This is a genomic window from Parapedobacter sp. (assembly GCF_035556095.1).
Classification (GTDB): domain Bacteria; phylum Bacteroidota; class Bacteroidia; order Sphingobacteriales; family Sphingobacteriaceae; genus Parapedobacter.
The window spans coordinates 731776-756640 of the sequence record NZ_DATMFT010000021.1; the positions used below are offsets into that span (position 1 = coordinate 731776).

The 24865-nt window shown below is 39.8% G+C and carries 26 protein-coding genes and 1 pseudogene; 13 read left to right on the top strand and 14 right to left on the bottom strand.

From position 1 onward, the window contains the following. From VNQ80_RS13690 to VNQ80_RS13705, 4 genes are read right to left on the bottom strand one after another with little or no spacing between them, the layout of a single operon-like run. Window positions 1-633 (bottom strand): DUF4141 domain-containing protein, encoded by a 633-nt coding sequence (locus tag VNQ80_RS13690; RefSeq protein WP_325639526.1) that lies wholly within the window; start codon window positions 631-633, stop codon window positions 1-3. 35 nt (window positions 634-668) lie between these two features. Next, window positions 669-3182, bottom strand: coding sequence for a TraG family conjugative transposon ATPase (locus VNQ80_RS13695; protein ID WP_325639528.1), 2514 nt, complete (start codon window positions 3180-3182; stop codon window positions 669-671). Continuing rightward, a complete protein-coding gene (locus VNQ80_RS13700; protein ID WP_325639530.1) occupies window positions 3179-3511 on the bottom strand; it encodes a DUF4133 domain-containing protein in 333 nt (110 codons plus the stop codon). Before VNQ80_RS13700 ends, VNQ80_RS13695 begins: the two co-directional genes overlap by 4 nt. An 11-nt stretch (window positions 3512-3522) precedes the next feature. Next, the gene (locus tag VNQ80_RS13705) at window positions 3523-3828 is read right to left on the bottom strand and encodes a DUF4134 domain-containing protein (protein WP_325639532.1); all 306 of its coding nucleotides are present in this window, start codon (window positions 3826-3828) and stop codon (window positions 3523-3525) included. Window positions 3829-3910: 82 nt separating this feature from the next. On the opposite strand from VNQ80_RS13705, the gene VNQ80_RS13710 reads away from it, so the two are divergent. Both VNQ80_RS13710 and VNQ80_RS13715 read left to right on the top strand, forming a co-directional pair. Further along, window positions 3911-4036 carry a hypothetical protein gene (locus VNQ80_RS13710; protein WP_325639534.1) on the top strand — a complete coding sequence of 42 codons (126 nt, stop codon included), beginning with the start codon at window positions 3911-3913 and terminating at the stop codon, window positions 4034-4036. 145 nt (window positions 4037-4181) lie between these two features. Further along, the gene (locus VNQ80_RS13715) at window positions 4182-5096 is read left to right on the top strand and encodes a DUF2971 domain-containing protein (protein ID WP_325639536.1); all 915 of its coding nucleotides are present in this window, start codon (window positions 4182-4184) and stop codon (window positions 5094-5096) included. Between the two features lie 169 nt (window positions 5097-5265). Here VNQ80_RS13715 and VNQ80_RS13720 read toward each other — a convergent pair whose 3' ends face one another. Continuing rightward, the gene (locus VNQ80_RS13720) at window positions 5266-5502 is read right to left on the bottom strand and encodes a hypothetical protein (RefSeq protein ID WP_325639538.1); all 237 of its coding nucleotides are present in this window, start codon (window positions 5500-5502) and stop codon (window positions 5266-5268) included. Between the two features lie 335 nt (window positions 5503-5837). Here VNQ80_RS13720 and VNQ80_RS13725 point away from each other — a divergent pair, with 335 nt between their 5' ends. Next, on the top strand, window positions 5838-8456 hold the full coding sequence (locus tag VNQ80_RS13725) for an AAA family ATPase (protein WP_325639541.1): 2619 nt from the start codon (window positions 5838-5840) through the stop codon (window positions 8454-8456). A 17-nt stretch (window positions 8457-8473) separates the two neighbouring features. Here the strand turns inward: VNQ80_RS13725 and VNQ80_RS13730 are convergent, their stop codons facing one another. The 5 genes from VNQ80_RS13730 to VNQ80_RS13750 form a co-directional block, all read right to left on the bottom strand. Then, on the bottom strand, window positions 8474-9112 hold the full coding sequence (locus VNQ80_RS13730; RefSeq protein WP_325639543.1) for a conjugal transfer protein TraD: 639 nt from the start codon (window positions 9110-9112) through the stop codon (window positions 8474-8476). 2 nt (window positions 9113-9114) lie between these two features. After that, window positions 9115-9390 carry a DUF3408 domain-containing protein gene (locus VNQ80_RS13735; RefSeq protein WP_325639545.1) on the bottom strand — a complete coding sequence of 92 codons (276 nt, stop codon included), beginning with the start codon at window positions 9388-9390 and terminating at the stop codon, window positions 9115-9117. An 11-nt stretch (window positions 9391-9401) separates the two neighbouring features. Continuing rightward, window positions 9402-9815, bottom strand: a complete 414-nt coding sequence (locus VNQ80_RS13740; RefSeq protein ID WP_325639547.1) for a DUF3408 domain-containing protein — start codon at window positions 9813-9815, stop codon at window positions 9402-9404. Between the two features lie 5 nt (window positions 9816-9820). Beyond that, a complete protein-coding gene (locus tag VNQ80_RS13745; RefSeq protein ID WP_325639549.1) occupies window positions 9821-10588 on the bottom strand; it encodes a ParA family protein in 768 nt (255 codons plus the stop codon). Between the two features lie 144 nt (window positions 10589-10732). Then, window positions 10733-11182 (bottom strand): hypothetical protein, encoded by a 450-nt coding sequence (locus VNQ80_RS13750; protein ID WP_325639551.1) that lies wholly within the window; start codon window positions 11180-11182, stop codon window positions 10733-10735. 126 nt (window positions 11183-11308) lie between these two features. Here VNQ80_RS13750 and mobA point away from each other — a divergent pair, with 126 nt between their 5' ends. The 5 genes from mobA to VNQ80_RS13775 all read left to right on the top strand — a co-directional run bounded on the left by mobA (window position 11309) and on the right by VNQ80_RS13775 (window position 16943). After that, a complete protein-coding gene (gene mobA / locus VNQ80_RS13755; protein WP_325639553.1) occupies window positions 11309-11746 on the top strand; it encodes a conjugal transfer protein MobA in 438 nt (145 codons plus the stop codon). Window position 11747: 1 nt separating this feature from the next. Continuing rightward, window positions 11748-13046: a conjugal transfer protein MobB gene (gene mobB, locus VNQ80_RS13760; protein WP_325639555.1), complete on the top strand. Its 1299-nt coding sequence runs from the start codon at window positions 11748-11750 to the stop codon at window positions 13044-13046. Between the two features lie 272 nt (window positions 13047-13318). Continuing rightward, on the top strand, window positions 13319-14017 hold the full coding sequence (locus tag VNQ80_RS13765; RefSeq protein ID WP_325639557.1) for a hypothetical protein: 699 nt from the start codon (window positions 13319-13321) through the stop codon (window positions 14015-14017). A gap of 139 nt (window positions 14018-14156) precedes the next feature. Continuing rightward, a complete protein-coding gene (gene mobC / locus VNQ80_RS13770) occupies window positions 14157-16157 on the top strand; it encodes a conjugal transfer protein MobC (protein ID WP_325639559.1) in 2001 nt (666 codons plus the stop codon). Window positions 16158-16319: 162 nt separating this feature from the next. After that, window positions 16320-16943: a histidine phosphatase family protein gene (locus tag VNQ80_RS13775; protein WP_325639563.1), complete on the top strand. Its 624-nt coding sequence runs from the start codon at window positions 16320-16322 to the stop codon at window positions 16941-16943. Between the two features lie 106 nt (window positions 16944-17049). Here VNQ80_RS13775 and speD read toward each other — a convergent pair whose 3' ends face one another. After that, window positions 17050-17409 carry an adenosylmethionine decarboxylase gene (speD, locus tag VNQ80_RS20965; protein WP_414692998.1) on the bottom strand — a complete coding sequence of 120 codons (360 nt, stop codon included), beginning with the start codon at window positions 17407-17409 and terminating at the stop codon, window positions 17050-17052. A 4-nt stretch (window positions 17410-17413) separates the two neighbouring features. Next, window positions 17414-18439, bottom strand: coding sequence for a bis-aminopropyl spermidine synthase family protein (locus VNQ80_RS13780; RefSeq protein ID WP_325639565.1), 1026 nt, complete (start codon window positions 18437-18439; stop codon window positions 17414-17416). Between the two features lie 118 nt (window positions 18440-18557). Here VNQ80_RS13780 and VNQ80_RS13785 point away from each other — a divergent pair, with 118 nt between their 5' ends. Further along, a complete protein-coding gene (locus VNQ80_RS13785) occupies window positions 18558-19127 on the top strand; it encodes a Crp/Fnr family transcriptional regulator (protein ID WP_325639567.1) in 570 nt (189 codons plus the stop codon). 14 nt (window positions 19128-19141) lie between these two features. Here the strand turns inward: VNQ80_RS13785 and VNQ80_RS13790 are convergent, their stop codons facing one another. Both VNQ80_RS13790 and VNQ80_RS13795 read right to left on the bottom strand, forming a co-directional pair. Beyond that, the gene (locus tag VNQ80_RS13790) at window positions 19142-19846 is read right to left on the bottom strand and encodes a LytTR family DNA-binding domain-containing protein (RefSeq protein WP_325639569.1); all 705 of its coding nucleotides are present in this window, start codon (window positions 19844-19846) and stop codon (window positions 19142-19144) included. Between the two features lies 1 nt (window position 19847). After that, window positions 19848-20867 carry a sensor histidine kinase gene (locus VNQ80_RS13795; RefSeq protein WP_325639571.1) on the bottom strand — a complete coding sequence of 340 codons (1020 nt, stop codon included), beginning with the start codon at window positions 20865-20867 and terminating at the stop codon, window positions 19848-19850. Window positions 20868-21003: 136 nt separating this feature from the next. Between VNQ80_RS13795 and VNQ80_RS13800 the strand changes: the two genes are divergently transcribed. The 4 genes and pseudogenes from VNQ80_RS13800 to VNQ80_RS13815 all read left to right on the top strand — a co-directional run. Next, complete coding sequence (locus VNQ80_RS13800; RefSeq protein ID WP_325639573.1) at window positions 21004-21618, top strand: outer membrane beta-barrel protein; 615 nt, start codon at window positions 21004-21006, stop codon at window positions 21616-21618. A 49-nt stretch (window positions 21619-21667) separates the two neighbouring features. Then, complete coding sequence (locus VNQ80_RS13805; RefSeq protein WP_325639575.1) at window positions 21668-22351, top strand: CPBP family intramembrane glutamic endopeptidase; 684 nt, start codon at window positions 21668-21670, stop codon at window positions 22349-22351. Window positions 22352-22650: 299 nt separating this feature from the next. After that, a complete protein-coding gene (locus VNQ80_RS13810) occupies window positions 22651-24540 on the top strand; it encodes an endonuclease MutS2 (protein WP_325639577.1) in 1890 nt (629 codons plus the stop codon). Between the two features lie 133 nt (window positions 24541-24673). Then, window positions 24674-24865 (top strand): annotated as a pseudogene (locus VNQ80_RS13815) (tetracycline regulation of excision, RteC); the annotation flags it as partial.

The following is a 24865-nucleotide window of genomic DNA, read 5'->3' on the forward strand; positions in this document are numbered from 1 at the left end:
CTACCAATATTTTTGTTCAGCAGTGCCGTAGAGTTCAAGCACTCTTTTGGTATTGTTCTGCTTTTTCGCCCTTAAAATGCTTACAGAGATATTCTTGTTGGTAAAATACCGCACAAGGCTGTGATAATCTTTGACCTCTTTGTACACCTTGTCGATAACATCCATACGCTCTTTATCATTCAAAGAAAGTCCGGTCGAGCTTACGATCTGTTTCAGTTCCTTTAGTAGTTCCGTACTCTCGTTCAAGAGCGTGGAATACCCGTTGGCAATGGCTGTTAGTTCCTGTGGGCTGAAATTTGGATCGTTCATCATTTTACCGAAATTCTTTACATACATTTCGGACACATCACCCACAAGCAAAACGGTCTGTTGCACCTTGCGGGCATCTTTCACCAGATTGTTTACAACTTGCAGTTTGTCGTAATATTCCTTGCCCTGTTCATACACTTTTTTGACTTCGTTGAAGTTCTTGACCACATTCGATACAGTGGATGAGGTTTGTATTATTTCATTTGCACTGTTGATGATGCCCGATGCAAGGTTTGCAGGATCGGTCACTACAAATTGCGCTTTCGCTGACGGTGCAACGGCAAATATGAGAGCCGTACACACCAGTAACATTAACTTGTTCATTGTTCTGATTTTTTAAATGATTAATAATTACCTGCCTATCGAACAGGCAGGTTTGCTTGCTCACGTCTTTGTCCAGCAATGCGCTTGATTGCCTGCTCAACATTACCGTCCAGTTCCGAAGCAAGCTCCATGACTTCCATTTTTTCGGTCTCTTCTGTGGTGTATGTCAAATATTCTTCGAGCGACACCTCTGTCGCATACACGGCGGAATGCGTACCGCCAAGTCCAATCCACACTTCTTTGTAAAGCCTTGACGGATCATTGTTCATGTTGATGGAAAGGATTTGGGACTTTTCTTTTTCCGTCAGCCCGAGCATAGCCTGGATGTCATCAAACTTGTTCATGTACTTGCGTTGGTCTAAGAGTATTTTACAATCGGAATTGTTGATGATACTTTCCTTGACCACGGGTGATTGGATAATGTCGTCCACTTCCTGTGTGACCACGATTGCCTCACCAAAGAATTTCCGAACCGTTTTAAAGAGGTACTTGATATACTCCGCCATGCCTTCTTTGGCGATGGCTTTCCACGCTTCTTCAATTAAAATGAGCTTTCGGATTCCTTTTAATCGTCTCATTTTATTGATAAAAACCTCCATAATAATGATGGTTACGATGGGAAAAAGAATTTTGTGATCCTTAATTGCATCAATCTCAAAAACAATAAAGCGTTTGGAAAGCAGGTCTAATTGCTTGTCGGAATTGAGCAGGTAATCGTATTCGCCACCTTTGTAATACGGTTCCAAAACGTTGAGAAAACCCGCAACATCAAAATCCTTTTCACGAACTTGTTTTTCTTCCAATACCTTGCGGTAATCTCCTTTCACGTATTCATAAAAACCGTTGAAAGACGGAGAAAGACTTTTGTTTTTGATTCGTTCGATATAACCCGAAACCGCATTGGACAATGCGACTTCCTCCGATCGTGTGGGAGCTTCGTCATCTCGCTTCCACAATGTCAAAATCAAGGTTTTGACACTTTCCCTTTTCTCAATATCGAATACACCATCATCCGTGTAAAATGGATTAAAGGCAATCGGGTTATCTTCGGTATAGGTAAAGTAAACACCATCTTCGCCTTTGGTCTTCCCTTTAATCAGTTCGCACAATCCCTGATAGGAATTTCCAGTATCCACGAGCAGGACGTGTGCACCTTGCTCGTAATACTGGCGCACCATGTGGTTGGTGAAAAAAGATTTACCACTTCCCGATGGTCCCAAAATAAATTTGTTACGGTTCGTGATGACACCTTTTTTCATAGGCAGGTCGGAAATATCCAAATGGATGGGCTTACCTGTAAGCCTGTCTGCCATCTTGATTCCAAAAGGCGATGGCGAACTTTGGTAATTGGTTTCCTCGGTGAAAAAACACAGTGCAGGTTCGATGAACGTGTAGAAACTTTCTTCTGCCGGAAAGTCTCCTGCATTGCCTGCTATACCTGCCCAATACAGCGTAGCAACATCCACGGTATTATGCCTCGGCTTGCATTCCATCAAAGCAATGGCACTACCTGTGTCATTCTTCATTTGTTTGAGTTCGTTCGGATCATCCGACCATGCCATCACGTTGAAGTGCGCCCGAATAGAGGACAGCCCGAAGCTATGCGCTTCATTCAGATACCGTTCAATCCATTCTTTGTTGATCTGGTTTGCTCGGCTGTACCTCGCCAGTGAGTGCATATTGCGTGCGGACTTTTCAAACTTCCGCAGGTTCTCATCGCTGTTGTCCAAAAACAGGTACTGGTTATAGATATGGTTACAGCTAAGAAGCAAACCGACTGGCGAAGCAAACGAAAGCAGGCAATCGCTCCTGTCCGTGGACAGCTTTTCGTACCTCGAATTGGAGGATACCGTATTGGGCAAATCGTCCGTATCGGACAGCGTATGCAAGCACAATCTTTTGTTGCCTATACGTACATCTTCACTACCCAGTGCTATGTCCTGCATGGGTGTTCCACTTTCCCTTGATAAGGTGAAATACTGTTCGAGTAACCCTTGTTTGTCGTTTGTTCCGATAATATCGTCCTCGGTCAAACGTTCCAGTTTCACAAAACCACTATCATTGATAATACGTTCAAACTGTGCGACCGATTCCATAAACCTACGAACGGTTTCTTTATCCCTGATCTCTTTCGGGATAAGGACACCTTTGCAAAGCGATGAAAAATTACTCTGCATCCGCATCCGTTCTTTGGTTGTCTTGGTCAGGAATAGATAACAATAGTGATTTAAAAACGGGCGTTCGTTGAAATGTTGCTGGTAGGATTTGGCAAGAAAACTCTGGTTCTCCTGTGTCAGATCCGGCGCATAATTTTCCTTGATGTACCAGTCCTGTTTGTGAACAATGGAATAATCCGGCAAAGTCTTGATTGCCTTGTGCCATGCCGAATGAATCGCATCGTATTCTGCCGATGCTACCGTGAATAGCTCAGGCAGGTGTATTCGAAAGCAAGCCGTGATGTCTGCATCCTTTGAAATGATGCAATTGTGTTCCACCGCCAGTAATGGAAACTTGCTTTCCAACGTTGTGGCTTTTCCTGTATTTCTCATAGGGCTTTGGATTTAGCGTTGAACCTCAGATAGCGGTGTACGGGTCTGCGACAGATGATGTATTTCGGATGCCTTTTCTTTGCACCGACTTTCATCAGTCCGTGTTCTCCATACTTGCCGTTCAATGCGAATGTTTGCCATACGATGAGTGATGCTCCACCTACCCCGATAAACAGGCAAACGTAGGAGTTTACGCCTGCCATGTACATGACCATGACGAGGATAAGCACGCCGAGCAGACCACCAGCGAAGATGAAAAGGTACTGTGCTTTCAATCCTTTGAACTCGACCGTTCTGCCGATACCTTTATTGATATTGTAATTGCTCATAGGTTGTCGGTTTAAAGAAAGAATGAACGGAGAATAGTCGCTGCGACGATCAAAAAGATACAAGCCCCAAACCACGACGCTGCCGTCTTGCTTGTATCGGGGTCACCGCTACTAAATTTGTTGTACACCTTTACGCCACCGATTAACCCGACCACAGCCCCAATCGCATAAATCAACTGCGTTGCAGGGTCGAAGTAACTCGTTACCATCTGCGTGGCTTCTTGGATGCCTGCCGAGCCGTTGCCCTGCGCGAACACACCGAATGCCGACAGGAACACAACGCCTGTCAGCAACACTTTTTTGCTTTGTTTTTTCATGATTTAATTCCATTAAATTGTTTCCGACGCCCGCACCCCTTGCAGGCTTTCGGAACAAAAGTCCTAAGGAAATCGAAGCGTTATGGGAAAGTGGAAATTGGAGGAATTAGTTGGCAGGGAGTGGCGTTATGGGTTTGAAAAGAGGCATAAAAAACGTCAAACTTTTTACGGTTTGACGTTTTTTAAAGTGATGTTGAAACAACTATAAAAGTTAATGCCGTTTAATGAAGCTTGCATTAGCTTTTTTTATAATTTAGCAAATGGCGACAACAAACGTTTATAAATAATTAAACACGGAAAACTTGCATATATTTGAGAGTTAGCTGTAATCATATACAGAAATATCCAAAAACATGAATTACTTCAAATACACAACATTCGACACTACTAAACTTATTATTAAAAATAAAACTATTAGATGGTCTAGCCCTTTAAAATTTAACGATATCGAAGAATGTCAATTTGTTCCTTATTCTAGAGATAGCTTTGAAAGGGCAAATCGTGAATATTTGGAAATTCTTGAAAAGATTGCCAAAGGTGAAAATATAGATGTAGATTATAAAAAATTAAAACCTATATCTCATACTCTTATAGCAATGATTCGATTATCTATTGAGCGAAATACTTTTAACTCATCGAATATGATAGATGATGTACTGAATTTAGCAAGTAATCCTGAAGCCGACTATAGAGAATATATTAATAAGGGATTAATAAGAGTATTTAGAATACTTTGTGTTACAGCTAAATTTGACAATAAATTAATGTGGGCTCATTATGGTGATCAACATTATGGTTGTGTTATAGAACTATCTAATTTATACGTTAATAAGCCACATGGTTTAAGAGAAGGTAGAGTTGATTATCATGAGAATTTATATCCAAGAACAAACTCATTAGATGTATTTTTATATGGAGAAACTCCTGAAATTAGAGATTTGATGATTCAAGATGTAATTTTTTCTAAAAGATCAATTTGGAATTATGAAGAAGAGTATCGATTAATGTATTCAGAAAATTTTGGTAATATAAAGTTTGAACATAATTTCCAAACTAATGAGAAATCTTTAACTGTATCTAATCAAACAGATCAACTTTTTACAGATGTACCCATTAGCAAAGATTTTATTAAGTCAATAACCTTTGGTGTAAGAGTTACAGATGAAAAAATAATGGAAATGAAAGAGCATCTTAAATTAAATAATATTAATTGCATATTATACAAAATGATATTGAATGGGGAATTATTAGAAAGAATCTCATTGTAAAAATGACTACAGCTAACAACAGTTTGTCAAAATAGCGGGTTTAGTGCTAAATTCAAGTTCAGTTCTTCGATTGAACTTTTTTGCAAAATTAAAAATTTGTGCTTCGATGTCCGCCACAAACGCCAAGCTGCCAAACCGTTAAATAGTTGCGTGACAAAAGGGAGTTTGCTTACACAAACTCCCCAATATCGAACCCCTCCAAATCACTTTTCCGCAAATCGGGAGAACTGAAATCCGTTCCGGCGGAGAGGCTCTTGTCCAACAGCTCTGCAATCTTCCGTGAAGCTCCATCCATTGAGTTTTCGAGCAGGCTTAACAATTCTGTTCCCTGTAATCGCTGAACTATATCCACCGCTTTTTGTTGCTGAGCAGGTTCGAGCATGTCTTGCTCCAGCCATGCCCCCACTGTTGTTAGTTTATCAAAGTCACTCCTATGTGAACATACCAAAAACTGACAGTTCCCTCCACTTCAGCAACACTTTGTCACTTTTTAATTATGATTTAAATCCATTAAGTTGTTTTTCATACACACGTACCTCTCATGCTTATGGAACAAAAGTCTAATGGAAATCGAAGTAATATGGAGAAATGGATTGACATAGCTTCCTTTCCCATGCCATCTGCCAAAAGCAATTTATACCTTCCTCTAAGTATCTAGACATCAATATTTTTTGTATTTTAGTAAAGTGTGAAATGTTACTTGTCGTTATTTTTCGCCGTAATTATATAAATCTAAGCTGTATGCCAAATCAAATTGAACTAGAAGAGAAAAAGCAATCTGAAACTTTAGAGAGTGAAGTAAAAAAATTTGCTGACGGTCTACCGTACTGGTCTAAGTACCTTGCAGAGAAACGATTTTCCGGTTTAGAAATAACTGACGGAATTGTATCAACAGCATATTCTTATTTGTTAGAAGAACTTGAATTAAAAGATAAGACGGATAAACCCGCCATAAATCTGAACCCAAGTTCACAACAGATAGGAAAATATAAAAGGGACTTACTTTTGACCAAAGTTGAAGATGTCGAGGGAGTAAATGCTCTTATTGAAGGACAAAAAATTGAATTTGGAAATAATCTAACAGTAATTTACGGCACAAATGGATCGGGCAAGTCTGGATATACAAGATTGCTCAAACAGGTATTCTATTCGAAATCACCGGAAGATATACTTAGAAACATTCACATAGCAGACGGACATAAGCCAGTTAACGCAAAATTCACATTTACATCAAGTTCAGGAGAAAGTTCCTTTCTTTTTGCAGAAAGAAGTAATGCGGAGTTTAAGCAATTTTCTGTTTTCGATGGTAAGAGCGTAATTAGGCATCTTGATCAACGGAATGAATTTGAATTTCGACCTGCGGGTTTAGGTTTCTTTGCTGACTTCACTGGTGCTATCTCAAAGGTCGAGCAGAAAATGAGTTTTGATCTTGATTTAAAAAAGGCTGGACATACCGCTCAAGATCTAGGTGATCTTTTTGAGGGTGAATCTGAAATTAAAGAAATCGTCAAGGCAATAAACGCAAAGACCAAATTATCTGATCTACAAAAATTGACGCCTTTCAGTGAAGATGATAAAGTCCAAAAAGCAGAAATTGATAAAGCTTATGACGAACTTTTACTTGCGTCAAAAAATAAAGAAAGGGAAATAAAGCAGCTTCAAACAAATAAGAAATTATTGGGAGAAAACAGATTAGCTTTAGAAAAACTAAATCAATATTTTAACGCCGATTATATAAAAAAAATAGTAAGCTCTATTCAAGATTATTTAGATAAGGAAGCAATTGCAAAATCAGAAGGAATAGAAAACTTCAAAACCGAGAAAGTCCTTCAGGTTGGTTCTAAAGAATGGAAAGACCTCATCTTATCCGCTGAAAATTTTGCAAAAAAGCAAACAGATGGACAAATGGAATATCCTAATTTAGGTGATAACTGTCTATTATGTCATCAACCATTATCTGAAGAAGCTGTGCAGCTAATATCAAATTATTGGGTCTTCATTAAAAGTGTTGCTGAAGAAAATGCAAATAAAGCATTAGAGACACTAAATAAGCTTGAAGTGGGATTATCTAAATTTAACTTTGACCTATTCCCTGATGGTAACACCCTTACTACTTGGCTGGATGAGAAATATCCAAAGGAGCTAGGAGAGATTAAGCGTTCTCTTGAGTCGCAAAAGCTACTCTGTGAAGAAATCGTATCTAATGTAAAAAATAAACACATCAAAGAATTTCATTCCATCCAAATACCTCTTCTACATCACCAAACTATTGAAGCTAACATAGATGCTTCCATTGGGATTTTGGAGAAGGACGAACAGCTTAAAGAATTAGAACGTCTGGAAAAGAGTAAAACATTTCTTTCCCACAAGGAAAAATTCAACACCCACTTTTCAAAATTCCAGTCTTTTCTTGAAAACCAACAATGGATAGCCAAAGCGGGAAAAGCAAATTTTAGAAAATCCAAAACGGAGACTACCAACACTGAGAAAGCTCTCTCCGATAAATATTTTAACCAACGGTATATCGATGCTTTCAACGAAGAATGCAAAAAACTAAATGGCAATTTCGGGATTGAAGTCAGTCATACAGGATCTGCTGGTAAGTCTTATCGACAACTTAAACTTAAAGGCAATAATCCTCATGCAGTCCTTAGTGAAGGCGAACAAAAAGTTATTGCAATAGCGGATTTTCTTGCTGAAATGAAGTTGTCAGAAATAAATAGAGGAATTGTCTTTGACGATCCGGTGACATCATTGGATGAAACAAGAAAAAGTGAAATTGCCAAAAGACTAGTCCAAGAGTGCAAGGATAGGCAGACGATTATATTCACTCATGATCTTGTTTTTGTTTCTTCCCTCATAGGCCATTGTGCTGACCTTACTGTTGAACATGTTTGCCATTGGATTGAAAACAGAAATGGTAGTCCTGGTCAAATATGGCTAAATAACAGTCCATCTTATGAGAAAGAATATAGGAATGCTGAGCCTTCAAAAAAACATTACAACGAAGCTAAGAAAGAGGACTGCTCTCCAATGCAAAGAGAATTTTTATTAAAAGCTGGATTTGCTTCGTTACGAACAAGTTACGAAGTTCTTGTTATAAATGATCTTTTCAAAAATGTAGTGCAAAGGTTTAATGAACGAGTTAGTATTGATTCACTCAATTCAGTCTATTTTGATAGTGATCTTATTGAGGAACTTCAGGACAGTTTCGGTCAGTGCTGTCGATATATGGAAGGACACACTCATAGTGACAAGTATGCCTATAAAAAACCCGAACCGATTAATCTGAATGAAGAGATCCAACGTTTTGAAGCGATTCGTACTAAGATTAGAAAATACAAAAAGCCAACAACCTAAAAAAGCGGGGAGTTTGCTTACACAAACTCCCCAATATCGAAACCCTCCAAATCACTTTTCCGCAAATCGGGAGAACTGAAATCCGTTTCGGCGGAGAGGCTCTTGTCCAACAGCTCTGCAATCTTCCGTGAAGCCCCATCCATTGAGTTTTCGAGCAGGCTCAACAATTCCGTTCCCTGTAATCGCTGAACTATATCCACCGCTTTTTGTTGCAGGGCAGGTTCAAGCGTATCTTGCTCCAACCATGCCCCCACGGTCGTTAGTTCGTCAAAGGTAACCCCTGTGGCAAACTCATTGTCGCCGTCCTCAAACCCGTATTCATCCCATTCGTCTTCCTCATTTTCAAAATCGGACATACTCCCGAAGACTTCATCCGGTTCTCCCTCAATCTGCGGATTTTCCAATCCAACACCTATCCCGTAGGTTTCTGTTCCAAAATTATCAACTATCCCGTCACGTTCACCGGATTGGCTCTTTGTGGCACGCTTGGGCAAAGCCTGTCGCTCCACAGGCTTGGGAAGCCCCATAATATCCGGCAGGTCGGGTCTTGGCTTTTTCCGCTTGACCTCCCTGCGGACGGTCTTATTGATGACCACCTTATCTTTCAGCAAAAGGATAATGACGATGATAAGGCATATTACAATCAATGTTTCCATAGCTATAATATTGGCTTTTGGTTTCGGGCATGGATGGTATTTATTTCCTCGCCGAAATCCTCAAAGTGCTGTTTCAATACGCTGTGTAGATAATCTGTCAGCGTGATTTCCCCGTCTCCGAGAACACAGACGATACGGGATAATTTCTTGTGGAAATCGGTGCAGATATACACCGACTTGCCACACCTTGCGACAACTCCGGTCGGTCTTAGAAAAACCGCCTTGTATCGGGCAATGCGCAGTACCTTTTTCGGTTGGTTTTGCTGTGTCTTTTTCATAATCGAATACTTTAAAAAATGGGTTTAAACTTATCGTTGAAATCATCGGTGATGGCTTTTTCAAACTGTTCAAAATGATGTTCGAGAATATTGTCCAAATAGGCATACAAGGGTATCTTATCCTCGCCGATGACCTGCACGATACGGGAAAGCCGTTCGTGGTATTCCTGCCGGATGTAGATGCTCTTATCGCCTCGGCGTGTCATGGTATGGCTGTTGAGAAACCGCTCGCCGTAGCCTATATCGGAAGCCCTCTTTTGCCGTGTACGCTCTTTGGCTACGGGCTTTTCCGTGGGTATTTCCTTTGGCGGTTCTGCCGTTGGCTCTTGGGGTGCTACCGCCTGTTGGGGCTTCTTTGTTTCGCCTGCCATAATCGACATGAGATACGCCTCGTCAATCGACTTTTTCTTGTTGTCGTTGTCCATAGCGGTTACAGGTTAATGGTTCTTAAAAATTCACTGATGAACAAATCCAGTCCAGAGTTTTTCATCAACCTTTTATCGGGGGGCAATAGCGTGGAACGGAAGACGGTCTTTGCCGTTGCCTCGCTTTCCTTGCGGAAGCGTTTGCTATCGGCAATGCGTGTTTCCATTGCTTGCAGTCCGACTTCCTTAATGACGTTGCCGTAGATTTCGTACAGTTGGGACTTTTCCCTCCCATCGACCATGTTCCAAAACAGCCGTATCGTTTCGATGGAGGTCTGCCCGTGTTTCATAAGGACATTGGTCAGCACATCGGTAAAACTCAATGTGCTTTCCATCACGACGCGATCTGCCGTGATGGGCGAAAAAATGTGGTGCATTCCTGCCAGTGTGTTGAGCAAGCCTGAAGTGTTTACAGTTCCGGTCAAGTCAAAGAAAACCATGTCCACGGGAACGGTCGAAGATTGTACGAATGCCTGTGCATCCGTTAGGGCATTGTCAGCCTTGCTTTGCAGTACCGGATAGGCTTTCTTGTTGATGGTGGAAAATTGGCGGTGCGCCAGTTTTTTCAGCACCTCGTTTTGCATCACCGCTTTCAAATCCCGTTCCCTCATTTGGCAGATGCTGTGCTGTGGGTAATCGCAGTCAAGGACGGCTACATTATAACCCATCAGGTAATGGAGTATGCTTGCCGTAACTGTCGTAAATGTGCTTTTTCCAACACCTCCCTTTTGGCTTGAAAAAGCAATGAATTTTGTCCTGTTTGTTGCTTCCATTTCTATTCTATTTTTAAGTTTCTGTTTCCGTGGACTGCCTGCTGTCCTGCATGGAGCAGGGTTGTCACCCCTGCACACCGTCCGGCAGTCTTGATACAATTCCGTCTGTCGGGCTTGCCGTCATCCGTTCAGTCAACCGTGCCGTCATTCCGGCTTTCGGGCAGGCAAGACCGATGGCTTGCCTGTCGCCCTGCCCGATGGAATGTCTACCGGATAGCTTTCATGCTGTCCGCTGTTCCTGCCTGCCGTATGGAATGCCGTCATGCGTTCCGGCTTTCCTGCAATCCTGCGCTCCGGCTTGCCTAACTGCCATCGGGAGCGGATGCCTGTAAACAGGCTTGCATGACTGATGGCACAAAGAAGCTGGTTATTCCGATGCACTCTTTTAAGGTGGTAGTTCGGGGCATTTGTTGGCAATGTTTGGTCGTGTCCAACAGGGCAATGGTTCGGAAAAGCCACCCTTACTTTGTAAGGACTTAAATGCAAGGGGTAAATGGAAAAATCATTGGCGTATGGAAGTTGTGGGCGGAACGGCGAAAAGCCGTTTTTTTCCGCTTTACCCAATCCGACCCGTAGGGCGGATTTTCTGTTCACCCGAACAGAGCAAGTTATGTTTTGAGGCACTCGAAACCCGTTTCGTGCCCCAAAACCACTTGCCCTTGCAGGGGCTTGGTAAACACCCTCCGAAGTCGGGGTTTAGTTTAATTAATGGATTTAGATATGGAAGATAACAGAAGAAACCGAACAAACAAAGGTGGGCGCAAGCCTAAAGCAGACCCAAGCATCCACCGTTATGTATTTCGTCTTACAGACGAAGAAAATGCGAAATTCCTTACACTGTTCGAGCAATCGGGAATAAAAGTAATGGCACATTTCATTACAGCCTGTATCTTTCAGAAGCCAATCAAGACCGTAAAAATTGATATGGATGCAGTCGATTTTCATACGAGGCTCACCAATTTTTACAGCCAGTTTAGAGCAGTTGGCGTGAACTATAACCAAATCGTGAAGATACTTTACCGCAATTTCTCGGAGAAAAAGGCATCGGCTTACCTCTTTAAACTGGAAAAGCAGACGGCAGAAATGGCGGACTTGTGCCGGAAAGTGATTGAGCTAACACAGGAATTTGAAAAAGAACACCTGCAAAAACATAAGTAATATGATAGCAAAGATTGGCAAAGGTAAAAATTTGTACGGTGCAATTTCATACAACCAAAAGAAAATTGACAGTGAAAACGGGCAGGTTTTGTTACTGAACAGAATACCCGAAACGTTGGATAATACCTATTCCACAAGCTACCTGCACCAGTGTTTTGAGCCGTATCTGTCCGCAAATATCAGAACAGAAAAGCCAGTGCGCCACATATCGCTGAACCCTGATCCTGCGGATAGGGTCAGCGATGGGCAGTTCGTGGAAATGGCGCAGGAGTATATGGAGCGCATGGGGTATGGCAACCAACCCTATATCGTTTTTAAGCATACCGATATTGAGCGTACCCATATCCATATCGTGACGGTCTGTGTGGGTTTGGACGGGAAGAAACTACCGGACAGCTACGACCATCCACGCTCGATGGCAATCTGTCGGGATTTGGAACAAACTTACAATCTTATACCTGCCACGGAGAAACAGCGCACAGGAAATGAGCAGATATTCAGTCCAGTAGATTTCAGAGCCGGAGACGTTAAGAGCCAAATCGCTTCCGTGGTGCGACACCTGCCGAAGTATTATGGCTACGCAAGCCTCGGAGCATACAACGCCTTGCTTTCCCTGTTCCATATCACCGCCGAGGAAGTCAAAGGGGAATTGCACGGACAGCCCAAAAATGGGCTTGTCTATTTTGCATTGAACGAGCAGGGAGAAAAAACGAGCAATCCTTTTAAGGCATTCCTTTTCGGTAAGCAGGCAGGACTGGACGAACTGCAAAAGCAATTCGCAACAGCTAAGGAGAAAATGAAAGTCAACCCCGTAAGAGCCGTACTTAAAAGCACCATTGAAGCAACCATGCACATTGCTATAAACGAAGCCGATTTTAAAAAGCAACTGATGGAGCAGGGCATCAATACCGTGGTACGGCGCAACGATGAGGGGCGTATATACGGTATGACTTTTATCGACCACGAAAGCCGTACCGTTTGGAACGGTTCAGCTTTGGGCAAAAACCTTTCGGCTAATGTCTTTCATGATTGGTGGAATGAGCAGGCAATCGGGCAACGCCAAGAGGCAAAAAAAACATCCGCACAAAACCCATCCTCGACCACTGGCAACACCGTTGAGAAAGAGGAAACCCATTCACTTTTTAACTTTCTGAATAAAGGACAGCTCACCCATGATTTGTGGATAGACGGATTGGGAGGGCTACTGCCGGAGGCACAGGGCGAAGACTACGAGGAACAGGAATTTGCCAACCGTATGAAGAAAAAGAAGAAACGCAAAAGGTATGGAAGACAACAATAGCTTTTTTTAACCATCAAAGACCAGGATTAACATCTTGGTCTTTGTGGTTTTGGTTTCAACCGTTACTCAAATTCAATTATTCTCTAAGTACATGAAAAAGTTATCTCATATTTGTTTAACTTTGTCCTATGCTTTAGACGGAAGCGTGCCACTCATCATAGCAAAGCTGTATCAGCACCGTACCTCTTAATATATTATTATCATCGAAACAACTATCTCGTTTCGGAACATGGTTGATGAGTGACATTTTTCAGACGAGAAATTGTAGAAAGATGAATAATAAAGTAAATGGGCATACAGGTGATTTCATTAAACGTCAAGCCAAAAAAATCAAAAAGCAGGAAAATATCAGTTATGTTCAAGCATTGGAAAAAGCATCTATAAATGCAGGTTTCAAGAATTGGAAACACTTTCTTAATGCCAGTAAAGATGCAAATCAAACAAATCTTAAAGAAAATTTAGAACAGGGTATTGCTAAAACTAAGCTTGCAACCATTCAAAAAGCAGTCAATCCTTATAGAAACCTACTTGTTGCAGGGATAAATATTTTACTTGATAAAGGTCTTATCTCACTGGACTATTCCCCTACGAATGATAATGATGGACATTTATTTACTGATTTATTTGGTTACCCGTCTGTTGTAATGTGGCAGGATATAGGTTACGAAGAACTAAGAATATCAGTTTGGTGGAAATATGACCACAGCCAACACCCACAAGCTAACCTTAGCGGAAACAGTCGTGAGCGTTTTACCACAACAAGCCCTTTGGCAAAAAGACAACACTACAAAAAAATTGTAGGTGTTACTGCGACAGCTTGGCTTGAAAGAAAAACCGGAAAGTTTATGCAGGGTAAAGGCAAAGAGAGAATTTATGACATCTACACAAGAAAAGTAGATAAAGAGGAATTATTTAATCTCCCCACTCAAACAGCAAAAGGCTACAAAACAGAGGGTGAGTTTTTCTTTTAGAGTAGTTATCATCGGTTACAGTTATTCACTGTAACCGATATTCATAGCCAATTATTGCCACCAAAAGCCATCCGCCCCCCTTTTGTATAAGTGCTTTTAAATAGCCTCTAAATTTCCTGCATCACTAAAAATTTTTGTTATGCAAGGAGAAGACGATTTGAGAGGATTAGCCAAAATCACGGCTTTTATGCGTGCCGTAAGTATTCTGTTGGTACTGATGCACTTTTATTGGTTCTGTTACGGGTTCTTTGCCGAACGGGGATGGGCACTGGAAATTATCGGTAAGATATTGACCAATTTCAACCGTACCGCAGGGCTTTTTGAACACACGCTTTACACCAAGATTTTTGCAGTGGTATTATTGGCGTTAAGCTGTCTCGGTACTAAGGGCGTAAAGAATGAAAAGATAACATGGGGTAAGATTTACACCGCCTTAGCCATCGGCTTTGTACTGTTCTTTCTGAACACGCCATTGTTGAAGCTGTCGGCAGGGATTGCCACATCGCTTTATATCCTTACAACGTGCTTGGGATATATAGCCTTGCTCATGGCAGGGGTATGGATGAGCCGACTACTCCGCAACAATCTGATGGACGATGTTTTCAATAATGAAAACGAGAGTTTCCAACAGGAAACCCGTCTGATGGAAAATGAATACTCCGTCAATCTTCCTACGAAGTTCTATTATAAAGGCAAATGGAATGACGGTTGGATTAATGTCGTCAACCCTTTTCGAGCCTCGATTGTACTTGGTACTCCCGGCTCCGGAAAATCCTACGCCATCGTAAACAACTACATCAAGCAACACATCGAAAAGGGATTTGCGATGTACATCTACGATTTCAAGTTTGACGACCTTTCAAGGATTGCCTACAACCATTTGCTGAAACACTCGGATAAATATAAAGTCAAGCCCAAGTTTTATGTTATCAATTTCGATGACCCACGCCAAAGCCACCGATGCAATCCGCTCAATCCAAACTTTATGACGGATATATCGGATGCTTACGAAGCATCCTATACTATTATGCTTAACCTCAACAGAACTTGGATAACCAAGCAAGGGGATTTTTTCGTGGAAAGTCCTATTATATTGCTTGCATCAATCATTTGGTATCTAAAAATCTATGAAAACGGGAAGTATTGTACTTTCCCACACGCCATTGAATTTCTGAACAAAAAATATGCGGACATATTCACGATATTAACCTCATATCCCGAACTGGAAAACTACCTGTCAGCTTTCATGGATGCGTGGCAAGGTGGAGCGCAAGACCAATTGCAGGGGCAGATAGCATCGGCGAAAATTCCATTGTCACGGATGATTTCGCCACAGCTTTATTGGGTAATGACGGGCGATGATTTTTCACTGGACATCAACAACCCACAAGAGCCGAAGATACTTTGTGTCGGGAATAACCCCGACCGCCAAAATATCTATTCCTCGGCTTTGGGATTGTACAATTCAAGGATTGTAAAACTCATTAATAAGAAAGGACAATTAAAAAGTTCCGTCATCATAGACGAATTGCCTACGATATATTTTCGAGGATTGGACAACCTTATCGCTACCGCACGTAGCAATAAGGTGGCGGTATGTTTAGGCTTTCAAGACTATTCGCAATTAACAAGAGATTATGGCGACAAGGAAAGCAAGGTCATCCAAAATACGGTTGGTAATGTTTTCTCCGGTCAGGTGGTCGGCGAAACGGCGAAAAACCTAAGTGAGCGGTTTGGTAAGGTGTTGCAGAAACGCCAAAGTATGACCATTAACCGAAATGATAAATCCACATCCATATCAACCCAATTGGACACCCTTATACCTGCCTCCAAAATATCCACGCTCACGCAGGGTATGTTTGTAGGAGCCGTAGCAGACAACTTCGATGAACGTATCGAGCAAAAAATATTTCATGCTGAAATCGTGGTGGATAACGAAAAGGTTTCAGTAGAAACCAAAGCCTACAAAAAGATACCGCAGATATTATCCTTTACCGATGAACATGGAAACGACAATATGAAACAGGTAATTGAAGCCAATTACAGGCAGATTAAAACAGACGTCGTTCAGATTGTAGAAAGCGAAATGGAACGTATAAAGAGTGACCCCGATTTACAGCATTTGATACAACAGGATTAGTAAAAATCTAACACCGTATATTTTCAGCTTACAACATATTTCGTGTTGTATTTTTCTTTAATTTAGCACAAAATTCCTACGTATTTTTTGGTTAAGAATGTTTTCCGCCCGATGCGGACGTCAAAACTGTTACCAAACTTTGCATAGAAACCGTAAAAGATAATGGCCGTACAGAAGAATATAATTACCATCCAACACCCCGAATCTATTCATCACACCAACGGAATGATTGGTTCATGGACAGACTGGGAGCTAACAGAAAAAGGAATTGAGCAAGCAGAGAATATAGCCTATAATTTAAAATCGGAAATTAAGAACAGTTCATTTTCGCTCTTTGTATCGCCTCTTAAAAGAGCAAAACTAACTGCCGAAACCATTGGAAAAAAGCTGGATATACAACTTCGGATAATAGATGCCTTAAAAGAAAGGAGCTTGGGCAAAGCCAACGGAAAGTCTGTGCAATGGCTAAAAGAAAACATTGAAAATGAGGAAAGAACAATTTACGATAAATGTTTTAGTGATGCAGAATCCAGATATGATGTTTGGCAAAGGCTATTACCTTTCTACGATGAAATCATTAGCAATGACGAAGAAAACATCATTATTGTTTCTCACGGAGATACATTGAGTCTATTCAATGCGATGTGGTTGGGTTTAGAACCTGAAATGCTGAACAGAATCGACCTATACGGTGTAAGTGGAGGTGTATCATTTTTACGCCAAACAAGCGCAGGCAAAAGAATTATCAAAAGATTGAGCGATACCTCGTATATCAAATCTTGGTAAACCAATCACCTCAACAAGCTTCTAGCGGATTAAAAGTGCCTCCAATGTATGCGTTTGACACAATTAGGTGGAGGCATTTCATACGACTTTCAGTGTGGTTTATCTTTCAGAACACGCCACGAACCAAAGTTTTGATATGCCACTTTTGAGAGGAAAGTTGGTCTATAATCCAAGTAATTGCTTCCGTCGCATCCCTATCCGTACTACATAGATAAAAATCAATGCTGGCATAGTTATACTCAGGAAATGTATGTATTGAAATGTGGGATTCGGCCAACAGTAATATCCCTGTCACTCCCTGCGGTTGAAACTGGTGAAAGCATTTTCCGACAACTTGAGTGTCAAGCTTCTCACTACAAGTGGTAAGAATATTCAACAAAGTATTTGGCTGATTCAAAATTTTCTGGTTGCAATTCCAGAGGTCTAATAAGTAGTGTATCCCTTTCGTACTAATATATTTGTCCAATTTTTCAAGTTACATTTTTATTCTTATTCGAATAGGTATAAATATTTTGGTTGCATACCGTCGGCACATTCTTCAAATCTGTCTTTATCAAATAATACATATTGCTCTTACTACCTAGAATGCTAGCTCCTTCATATCTGTTGAATTTTTTTATAATTTTTTCTATTAAAAATCCCTTTCTATGAATTAGGTTTTGCGCTTCCATCAATTCCTTGATTTTCTTTTGACCAAATGACAAATAGATTTTTCCTCCTACAATAGGCTCTAATGAAAGATTTGCTATTGATAGAAATAAGTCGAGACCGTTTATGGTATAAGGTGGGTCTGTAAAAACAGTATCAATATTTTGAGGAAGATTGATTAAATGATAAAATCGCAAATCTCCAGACAATATATCAATTGGAAGTTCCTCGTTAACACCAGTTGTCTTTATAAACTGTGTTAACCGTTCATCAATATCGATTACTGTAATATCGCAAATGTCACCTTTATCCATGGCGATAGATTTTAAAACACACGTAATCGCAATGCTGAGACAGTCATCATCTCCAATACAAAGTATCCTTCTGCCAATGATATCAAAGTTTAACAAAGATAATCTGACCCTATCCAAAAGGGTTTCAACCGTGCAATGTGCTTGGTCTAATTCAAATTTCACACTCGGTCTTTGTTCTAAAATTAGTTGGATTTTGGAGCTTAGCTCTTCGATTGTCTTAGAATCCCCATGGGTAAACTTATGGTATTTATCCAAACAGACAAATCCGTATCCAAGTATATTTCTTACAAATTCGTCACCTCGATCGGATAAAATAATTTTTCTATTTGCTTGTTCAATAAAACCATGAGATATCAATTCGTTTCTAATGGCAACAGCTGTAGGCTTTGGTAAGTTGAATGTTTCGGAAATATCAAGTGTTTTTACACTTTGTTTTATATAAATATCACAAAGTATATTTTCCAACGTTACGTACGGCTCTTCAGAACAAGTGTCTATATGAATTTGCTTTAAAAATTGCTTCTGTTCCAACATATGGCAAAAATATCGCAGTAAATCCTAAAACCACTTTACATGTGTTAATTAGTGTTTAAAGCCTCTGTTTTTAGTACTTTTGTTTTACACAATCTATTTCTGTAGTGATAATTTTATAATGAAAAATGTAAATTTTACCGAATTCATTCCTTTTAAAGAATTGCTTTCTATCGAATCCTTGGAGAAAGTAAACGCTTGCTTATCACTTGTAGAAAAAGATAAGGGAGAATTGCTAATATCTGACATCAAATTAGATGTCCACTCCTATATCGTAATGCAAGGTATATTACGTGCATATATAAATACCGAAGAGAAAGAGATCACCTTTTGGTTTCCAAAAGAAGGAGATATCATTACATCCACGTATGGATACTTTTACAAAACAAAGGGATATGAAAATTTTCAGGCGTTAGAAAATGTCTGTTTACTAAAAATTGACATGGAAAAAATGCGAGAGTTATATAATAAACATATAGAAATAGCAAACTGGTCTCGTGTGGTAACTGAAAAGGAAGGGATATTATCGGAAGAACGTCATCTTGACTACATTTTATTAAGCCCTGAAGAGAGATATCAAAAACTCCTATCAACACAACCATCACTATTTCAGAGGGTCATGCTCAAAGAAATAGCTTCTTATATTGGTGTTTCTCCAGTATCATTAAGTAGAATTAGAGCAAGGTTTTAGCAGCGAAAGACTATTTATCTCTCTCTTAAAAAAAGTTCAGTTACTTCTTTCTTTCTCGACCTGCTAAGTGGAATCGTAAACTCACAGAGGGTTAAATAGCTATCTCCAATTTTCTCTATCAGGTTGATGTTGACCACATAAGAGCGATGTGTTTGTACGAAAAAAGAGGGTAAAAGAGCATAAACCTCTCGCAATGGCTGTAAAACCATTTTAGGTTTGAAATTAGCTAAATGAATAACAACATAATTTTGCATGCTTTTCAGAAATAGGATTTCGGAGGGTTCAATACGTAGCCACTCACCCTCGCTTTTAATGATCAATTCTTGGGTGGTTGGTGATGAAGCGTTGACCTCTATAAGACCAAAATAGTTCTTCGCTTTTTGGATAGAGCGACGAAAATCGTCTGGGAATATGGGTTTCACCAAATAATCAATAGCATTTACACGATAGCCTTCTAATGCATATTCGGCATAAGCGGTTGTGAAAATTATCAGCGGTAAAAATCCGTCTAAACGCTTTGCCATCTCAATGCCGTTTAGTCCCGACATCTCAATATCTAAGAACATAAGTGATACTTCCTGCTCTTTCAAAAACTGTAGTGCATCCGTAGCATTGGAGAAGCTACCTGCTAAGTCAAGGAAATCATATTGTTCGATATAGCTTTGGAGACCTTCTCTTGCTACACGTTCATCCTCCACGATAATGCATTTTAGTTTCATCTTATTCAAATTTAATATTCAACTGTACAGAAAACACATTATTGGTTCTATCAAATTCCAAAACGTATTTATCGGGATATATCAATTGGAGTCTTTTTTTGACCTGCTCTAATCCTATTCCCTTTGGCTGTTCGTTTATTTTGTCGTCATAATTGTTCTTTACATTCATAGAGAGTTTATTTCCCTTATATTGGATGGATACAGATACCCACCTGTGTTTTGTAGAGAGGTGCTTGAATGCATTTTCAACAAATGTAGATAGTATAAAAGGAGCAATTTTTAAATCATTCGGTTCAATCGAAATATCTACATCGACCTGGGCTTCATCTTTTAACCTGTCTTTTTCAAGTTCTAAGTAGGTCTTTAAAAATGCTATTTCGTCATTGAGCAAAATCGCCTTATTCTGAGACTCGTACACATAATACCTTAATATTTTACTGTATTGAGAGAGCAGTTTTAATGCTTCATTTTTATCCTTTTGAATCAGGAACTGCAGGTTGTTCAGAATGTTGAACGTAAAATGGGGGCTTAACTGCTGACGAATACTCTTCACTTCTAAGTCGTTTAAACTGTCTTTAAGCACCTGTGTAGCTTTTAAAGTATCTATATGGTGTCGGTATAATTCAAAGGAATATGCAATACCCGATATAAGTATGGTTGCCATCAGCATTCCAAAAAACTGTGGCAACATAGTTTCCTTGTGCCGATTCCAATCTTGGTTAAAAAAACTGTCGATTGCGTAATCTTCAAGAGTAAGTATGATGGAAGCTATGAAAGCAGTAATAAAAACCCACAAAATAAGGGAGGATATCCTTTTGGTCTGGATGTATTTCTTTATGATTTTTCTTAGTACCAAATGTACATAAATGGCGAAAGTACCAGTAATTATCGAGCTATATATAATGGCTTTATGGAGGTTATATTCATCTACCGCCAATAATTGGAATATAAGGATGGTTGCTATAAATGCCCAAAATAGCACAATCATCAGGTTGTTATTTAGATATCGCACTTTATTCATAAAACAAACTTACCGTATTAAAACGAGGTCACCATACAGCTCGTCAAGAATACGCAACCACTCGTCAATACTTTTAAAAACGGGTGTTGAATATGGCTTTCTTTGCATCGTTAATTTTAAATGTTATATAAATAAAATGAAAAAGAACCTATTGCTTCGAATGCTACTTTTATGTGCCTTACCGTTTGGTTTGCAGGCACAAATTCCTGACGACACCAAACCGACAGTGTCTTTGGTGGTGAAAGCTAACAATCTGTACCATTTCAGTAAAAAACCATTGAATAGCTTTTATTCGTTGGGTGGAGAAGTCGGTCTGTATTTCAACGACAAACTGTATCTGGGTCTTGCACAATACAGCAGTCTGTCGCCTTCGGACATCTGGAAAAACAATCCGTATAACCCTGATAAAATCCGGGCGTATGAATACAGCTTACAGGTGGGATATAAGTTTGACTTGGCATCTCCGCTTTATCTTTATACGGGGCTTCGTGCCGGATATGGAGCCATGCACATGGAATACCGATACAATAATGGGGTGGATTCTGATGAAACCATGACCAGAGAAAAGTTGGGCGGTGTATTTGCCAGTCCAGACATTAAACTTGGTGTGAAAGTTCACAAATACATTGATATAGAAGCAGGGCTGAACTATCGCTATCACATCGGGAGCAAGGATAAATGGGGGCTTTCTACCGATAAGCTGAATGGATTAGGTGCTGTAATATCAATCGTAGGAAACATTCCTCTATAATAATTCCGGGGTAAGTATAGGGCTTACCCCACTTTATAAGACTTTTCAAATGGAGAGACAATTTCTTTTTGTGTTGATAACCGTTCTGTACCCAATATTTCTTATCGCAGACCACTACATAAGAGAAAAACGAAAGAGACTAGATTCCTCTCGCAATAAAATCAAAGAGTACCAAAAGACCATCTTAGTCTTTTGGTTTTTGACGATTTTGGTCGTTTTGAATGAATACTTACAGCCTATCCCGTCAATAAATTTTCAATTTGAATTGTCTTTAATGAACACAGTCTTTATGTCTTTGGTGGTATTACTTGGTTACATCCAGTACAGAAGTTCAAGGATTACCGAAACAAACATCACCGCTTTCGCCAGTAAATCAAAAACAGTTGTAAATTATCTGCCAAAATCGAGACAGGAACTATCTTGGTTTATCATGGTCGCCATCAGTGCCGGATTTTGCGAAGAAGTTCTGTTTAGGATGTTTGTGTACGAGTTTGCATTAGAATATATCGGCGTAATCGGAAGCATTCTGTTTGCTAACGTTATTTTCGCTATTACACATATTGATACGGGAATAAAAAACTTAGTAGGGGCATTTATTCTGGGTTTGGTGTTTAGCTTAGTTTACTACTTTGCACAAAACATCTGGATTGTTGTTGCGCTGCATATTTCAATTGATCTCAATGCAGGAATATTGGGATATAGAGTACATCAGTTTAATACCGCGATAAAGTAGCCCCGTATGTCCAATACAGGGTATGAAATCCTAAAAATAAGCTTATATTTGCACATAATTAGAATCACATAAGTATGTTTTTTCTTTCCGCATAAATACCATATCGCCATTTCGTTTCTCTACTCTTAGAGAAGCCCGGGCGCTGTTGTAGATATAAGAATAGTTAATTCCATATCTCAAAATCGACAGTATCAGGATGCGGTATGGGCAATCTCAAATTAATCCTTTAACATTTTTTTTAAAACAGTTAGTATTCAGACCACAATAGTCTGTTTGCTTGCTATTAAACACATTTTGAGATGAATATTTATCCGGAAAACTTTGAACATAAAATAGATTTCGACGCTATACGTGAGTATATTAAAGAGAAGTGCTTAAGCCCCTTAGGAATCGACAAGGTAAACGCTATGCGTTTTTCAACTGATTTCGAAACCATTGAACGTTGGTTAACACAAACCTATGAGTTTTCTCAAATCATAAACAACAAAGAAAGTTTCCCTACGGAGCACTTTATTGATATCCGTGATGCCCTTAAACAGGTTGCGGCAGACCATTCATTTTGGTTATCTGAAAAGGAAATTCCCCAATTATCCGATTCACTGGAAACCATTGTTCGGATTGTTGAGTTTTTGAATGACGAATCGAGAAACCAGCCCGGTAAGATAAAATACCCTGAACTCAAAAAACTGGCAGATGAAATAAAAACATTTCCATCGATCATCGAAAAGGCAAATTCAATTTTGGATAAGTCTGGACAAATAAAGGACAATGCCTCAAAGTTATTGAACACCATCAGAAAGAATAAAATTGATGCGGAAAAAGATATTACCAAAGCTATGGCTGCCGCACTTCGAACGGCACAAGCCCAGGGCATCGTAGGTAGAGATGTTCAAGCTGATATGAGAGGTGGGCATTATCTTATCCCGGTGACGGCTACTAACAAAAGAAAAATCAAAGGTGTCGTTCGTGACAGCTCCGGCAGTGGAAAAACATTCTTTATAGAACCCGAGGCAGTAGTCAAGGCATCTAATCGCTTGAGGGAATTGCAAAATGATGAACGAAAAGAGATTGCCCGGATATTGACAGAATTCACGAATTTAATTAGACCCGAAGCGGATGAAATTCTAAAATCATACGACTTCCTCGGAACAATAGATTTTATTCAGGCAAAAGCCTCTTTTTCGATACGTATCAAAGCTATAAAGCCCGTATTGGAAAACAAACAGAATATTGAATGGACGAATGCTGTACATCCTTTATTGGACATTGCACTGCGACAACAAAAAAAACACGCACATCCACTGGATATTTTTCTGACTGAAAAAGATAGGATTTTAATCGTATCGGGGGTTAATGCCGGAGGAAAGTCTCTTTGCTTGAAAACAGTAGCTTTATTACAATATATGCTACAGTGCGGATTGTTAATCCCGGTAGATGAGGGGTCAAAAGCCGGTGTCTTCCAAAATATATTCATGGATATAGGCGATGGGCAAAGTATGGAGAACAGTTTGAGTACCTATACATCGCATTTAACAAATATGAAGTTTTTTGTAGAACATAACGACGACAAAACACTTCTTTTGATTGATGAGTTTGGAGGTGGAACAGAGCCTCAAATCGGAGGCGCTATTGCCGAAACACTTTTGGAACGTTTCAATAACAAAAAAAGCTTTGGATTGATTACGACACATTTCCAAAACCTAAAGCATTTCGCCTATAAAACAGAGGGCGTAATCAACGGAGCGATGCTGTACGATTCTGAAAATAACCGCCCGATGTACAAACTTTCTATCGGAAATCCGGGGAGTTCTTTTGCAATTGAAGTAGCCCGAAGAATAGGTTTGGACGAGAGTATTATCGCTGATGCTTCCAGTAAAATAGGAGAAGAATTTATTAATATGGATAACTTTCTCCAATCCATTGCGAAAGACAAACTATACTGGGAAAATAAGAGAAAGGAAATAGAAAACGGTTTAGGTAAATCAAAACCTGTTACCGAGCCAGTACACGTTGTAACTGATGATATTGTCAAGGGTATAGAAAATATAAAAGTTGGCGATACTGTTCGTTTAACGGGACAATCGGCTGTCGGAACCATATCCGAAATAAAAGGAGATGAGGCTATCGTTTTCTTTGGTACAATCAAAAGTAAGGTAAAACTGGAGCGTTTGCTTTTTGAAAACAAGTAACCAAGCACAAGTAGCTGTGTCGTGATTTTGACACAGTTACTTCTTCAAACTTATCGGCTTCTAATGGATTTTTAACATCAAAAACCAACGGAAAAGCCGTTTCAAAAACAGCATTAACCTTAATCGACGTGAAATGAAACAGTTTTACAATGAGAAAATATCTGAACTGGAGATAGCAATCGACGAAGTAGAGATAGAAACCGATTGTTCCTTACATCGGTTAGAGACTGTAATACATCTCGTTCTCGAATGCCTATCCGAACTAAAAGAATATGTTCTGAAAAGAGGGTTTAAGAATATTAATGAAGAAATCCGCTTTTTCAAA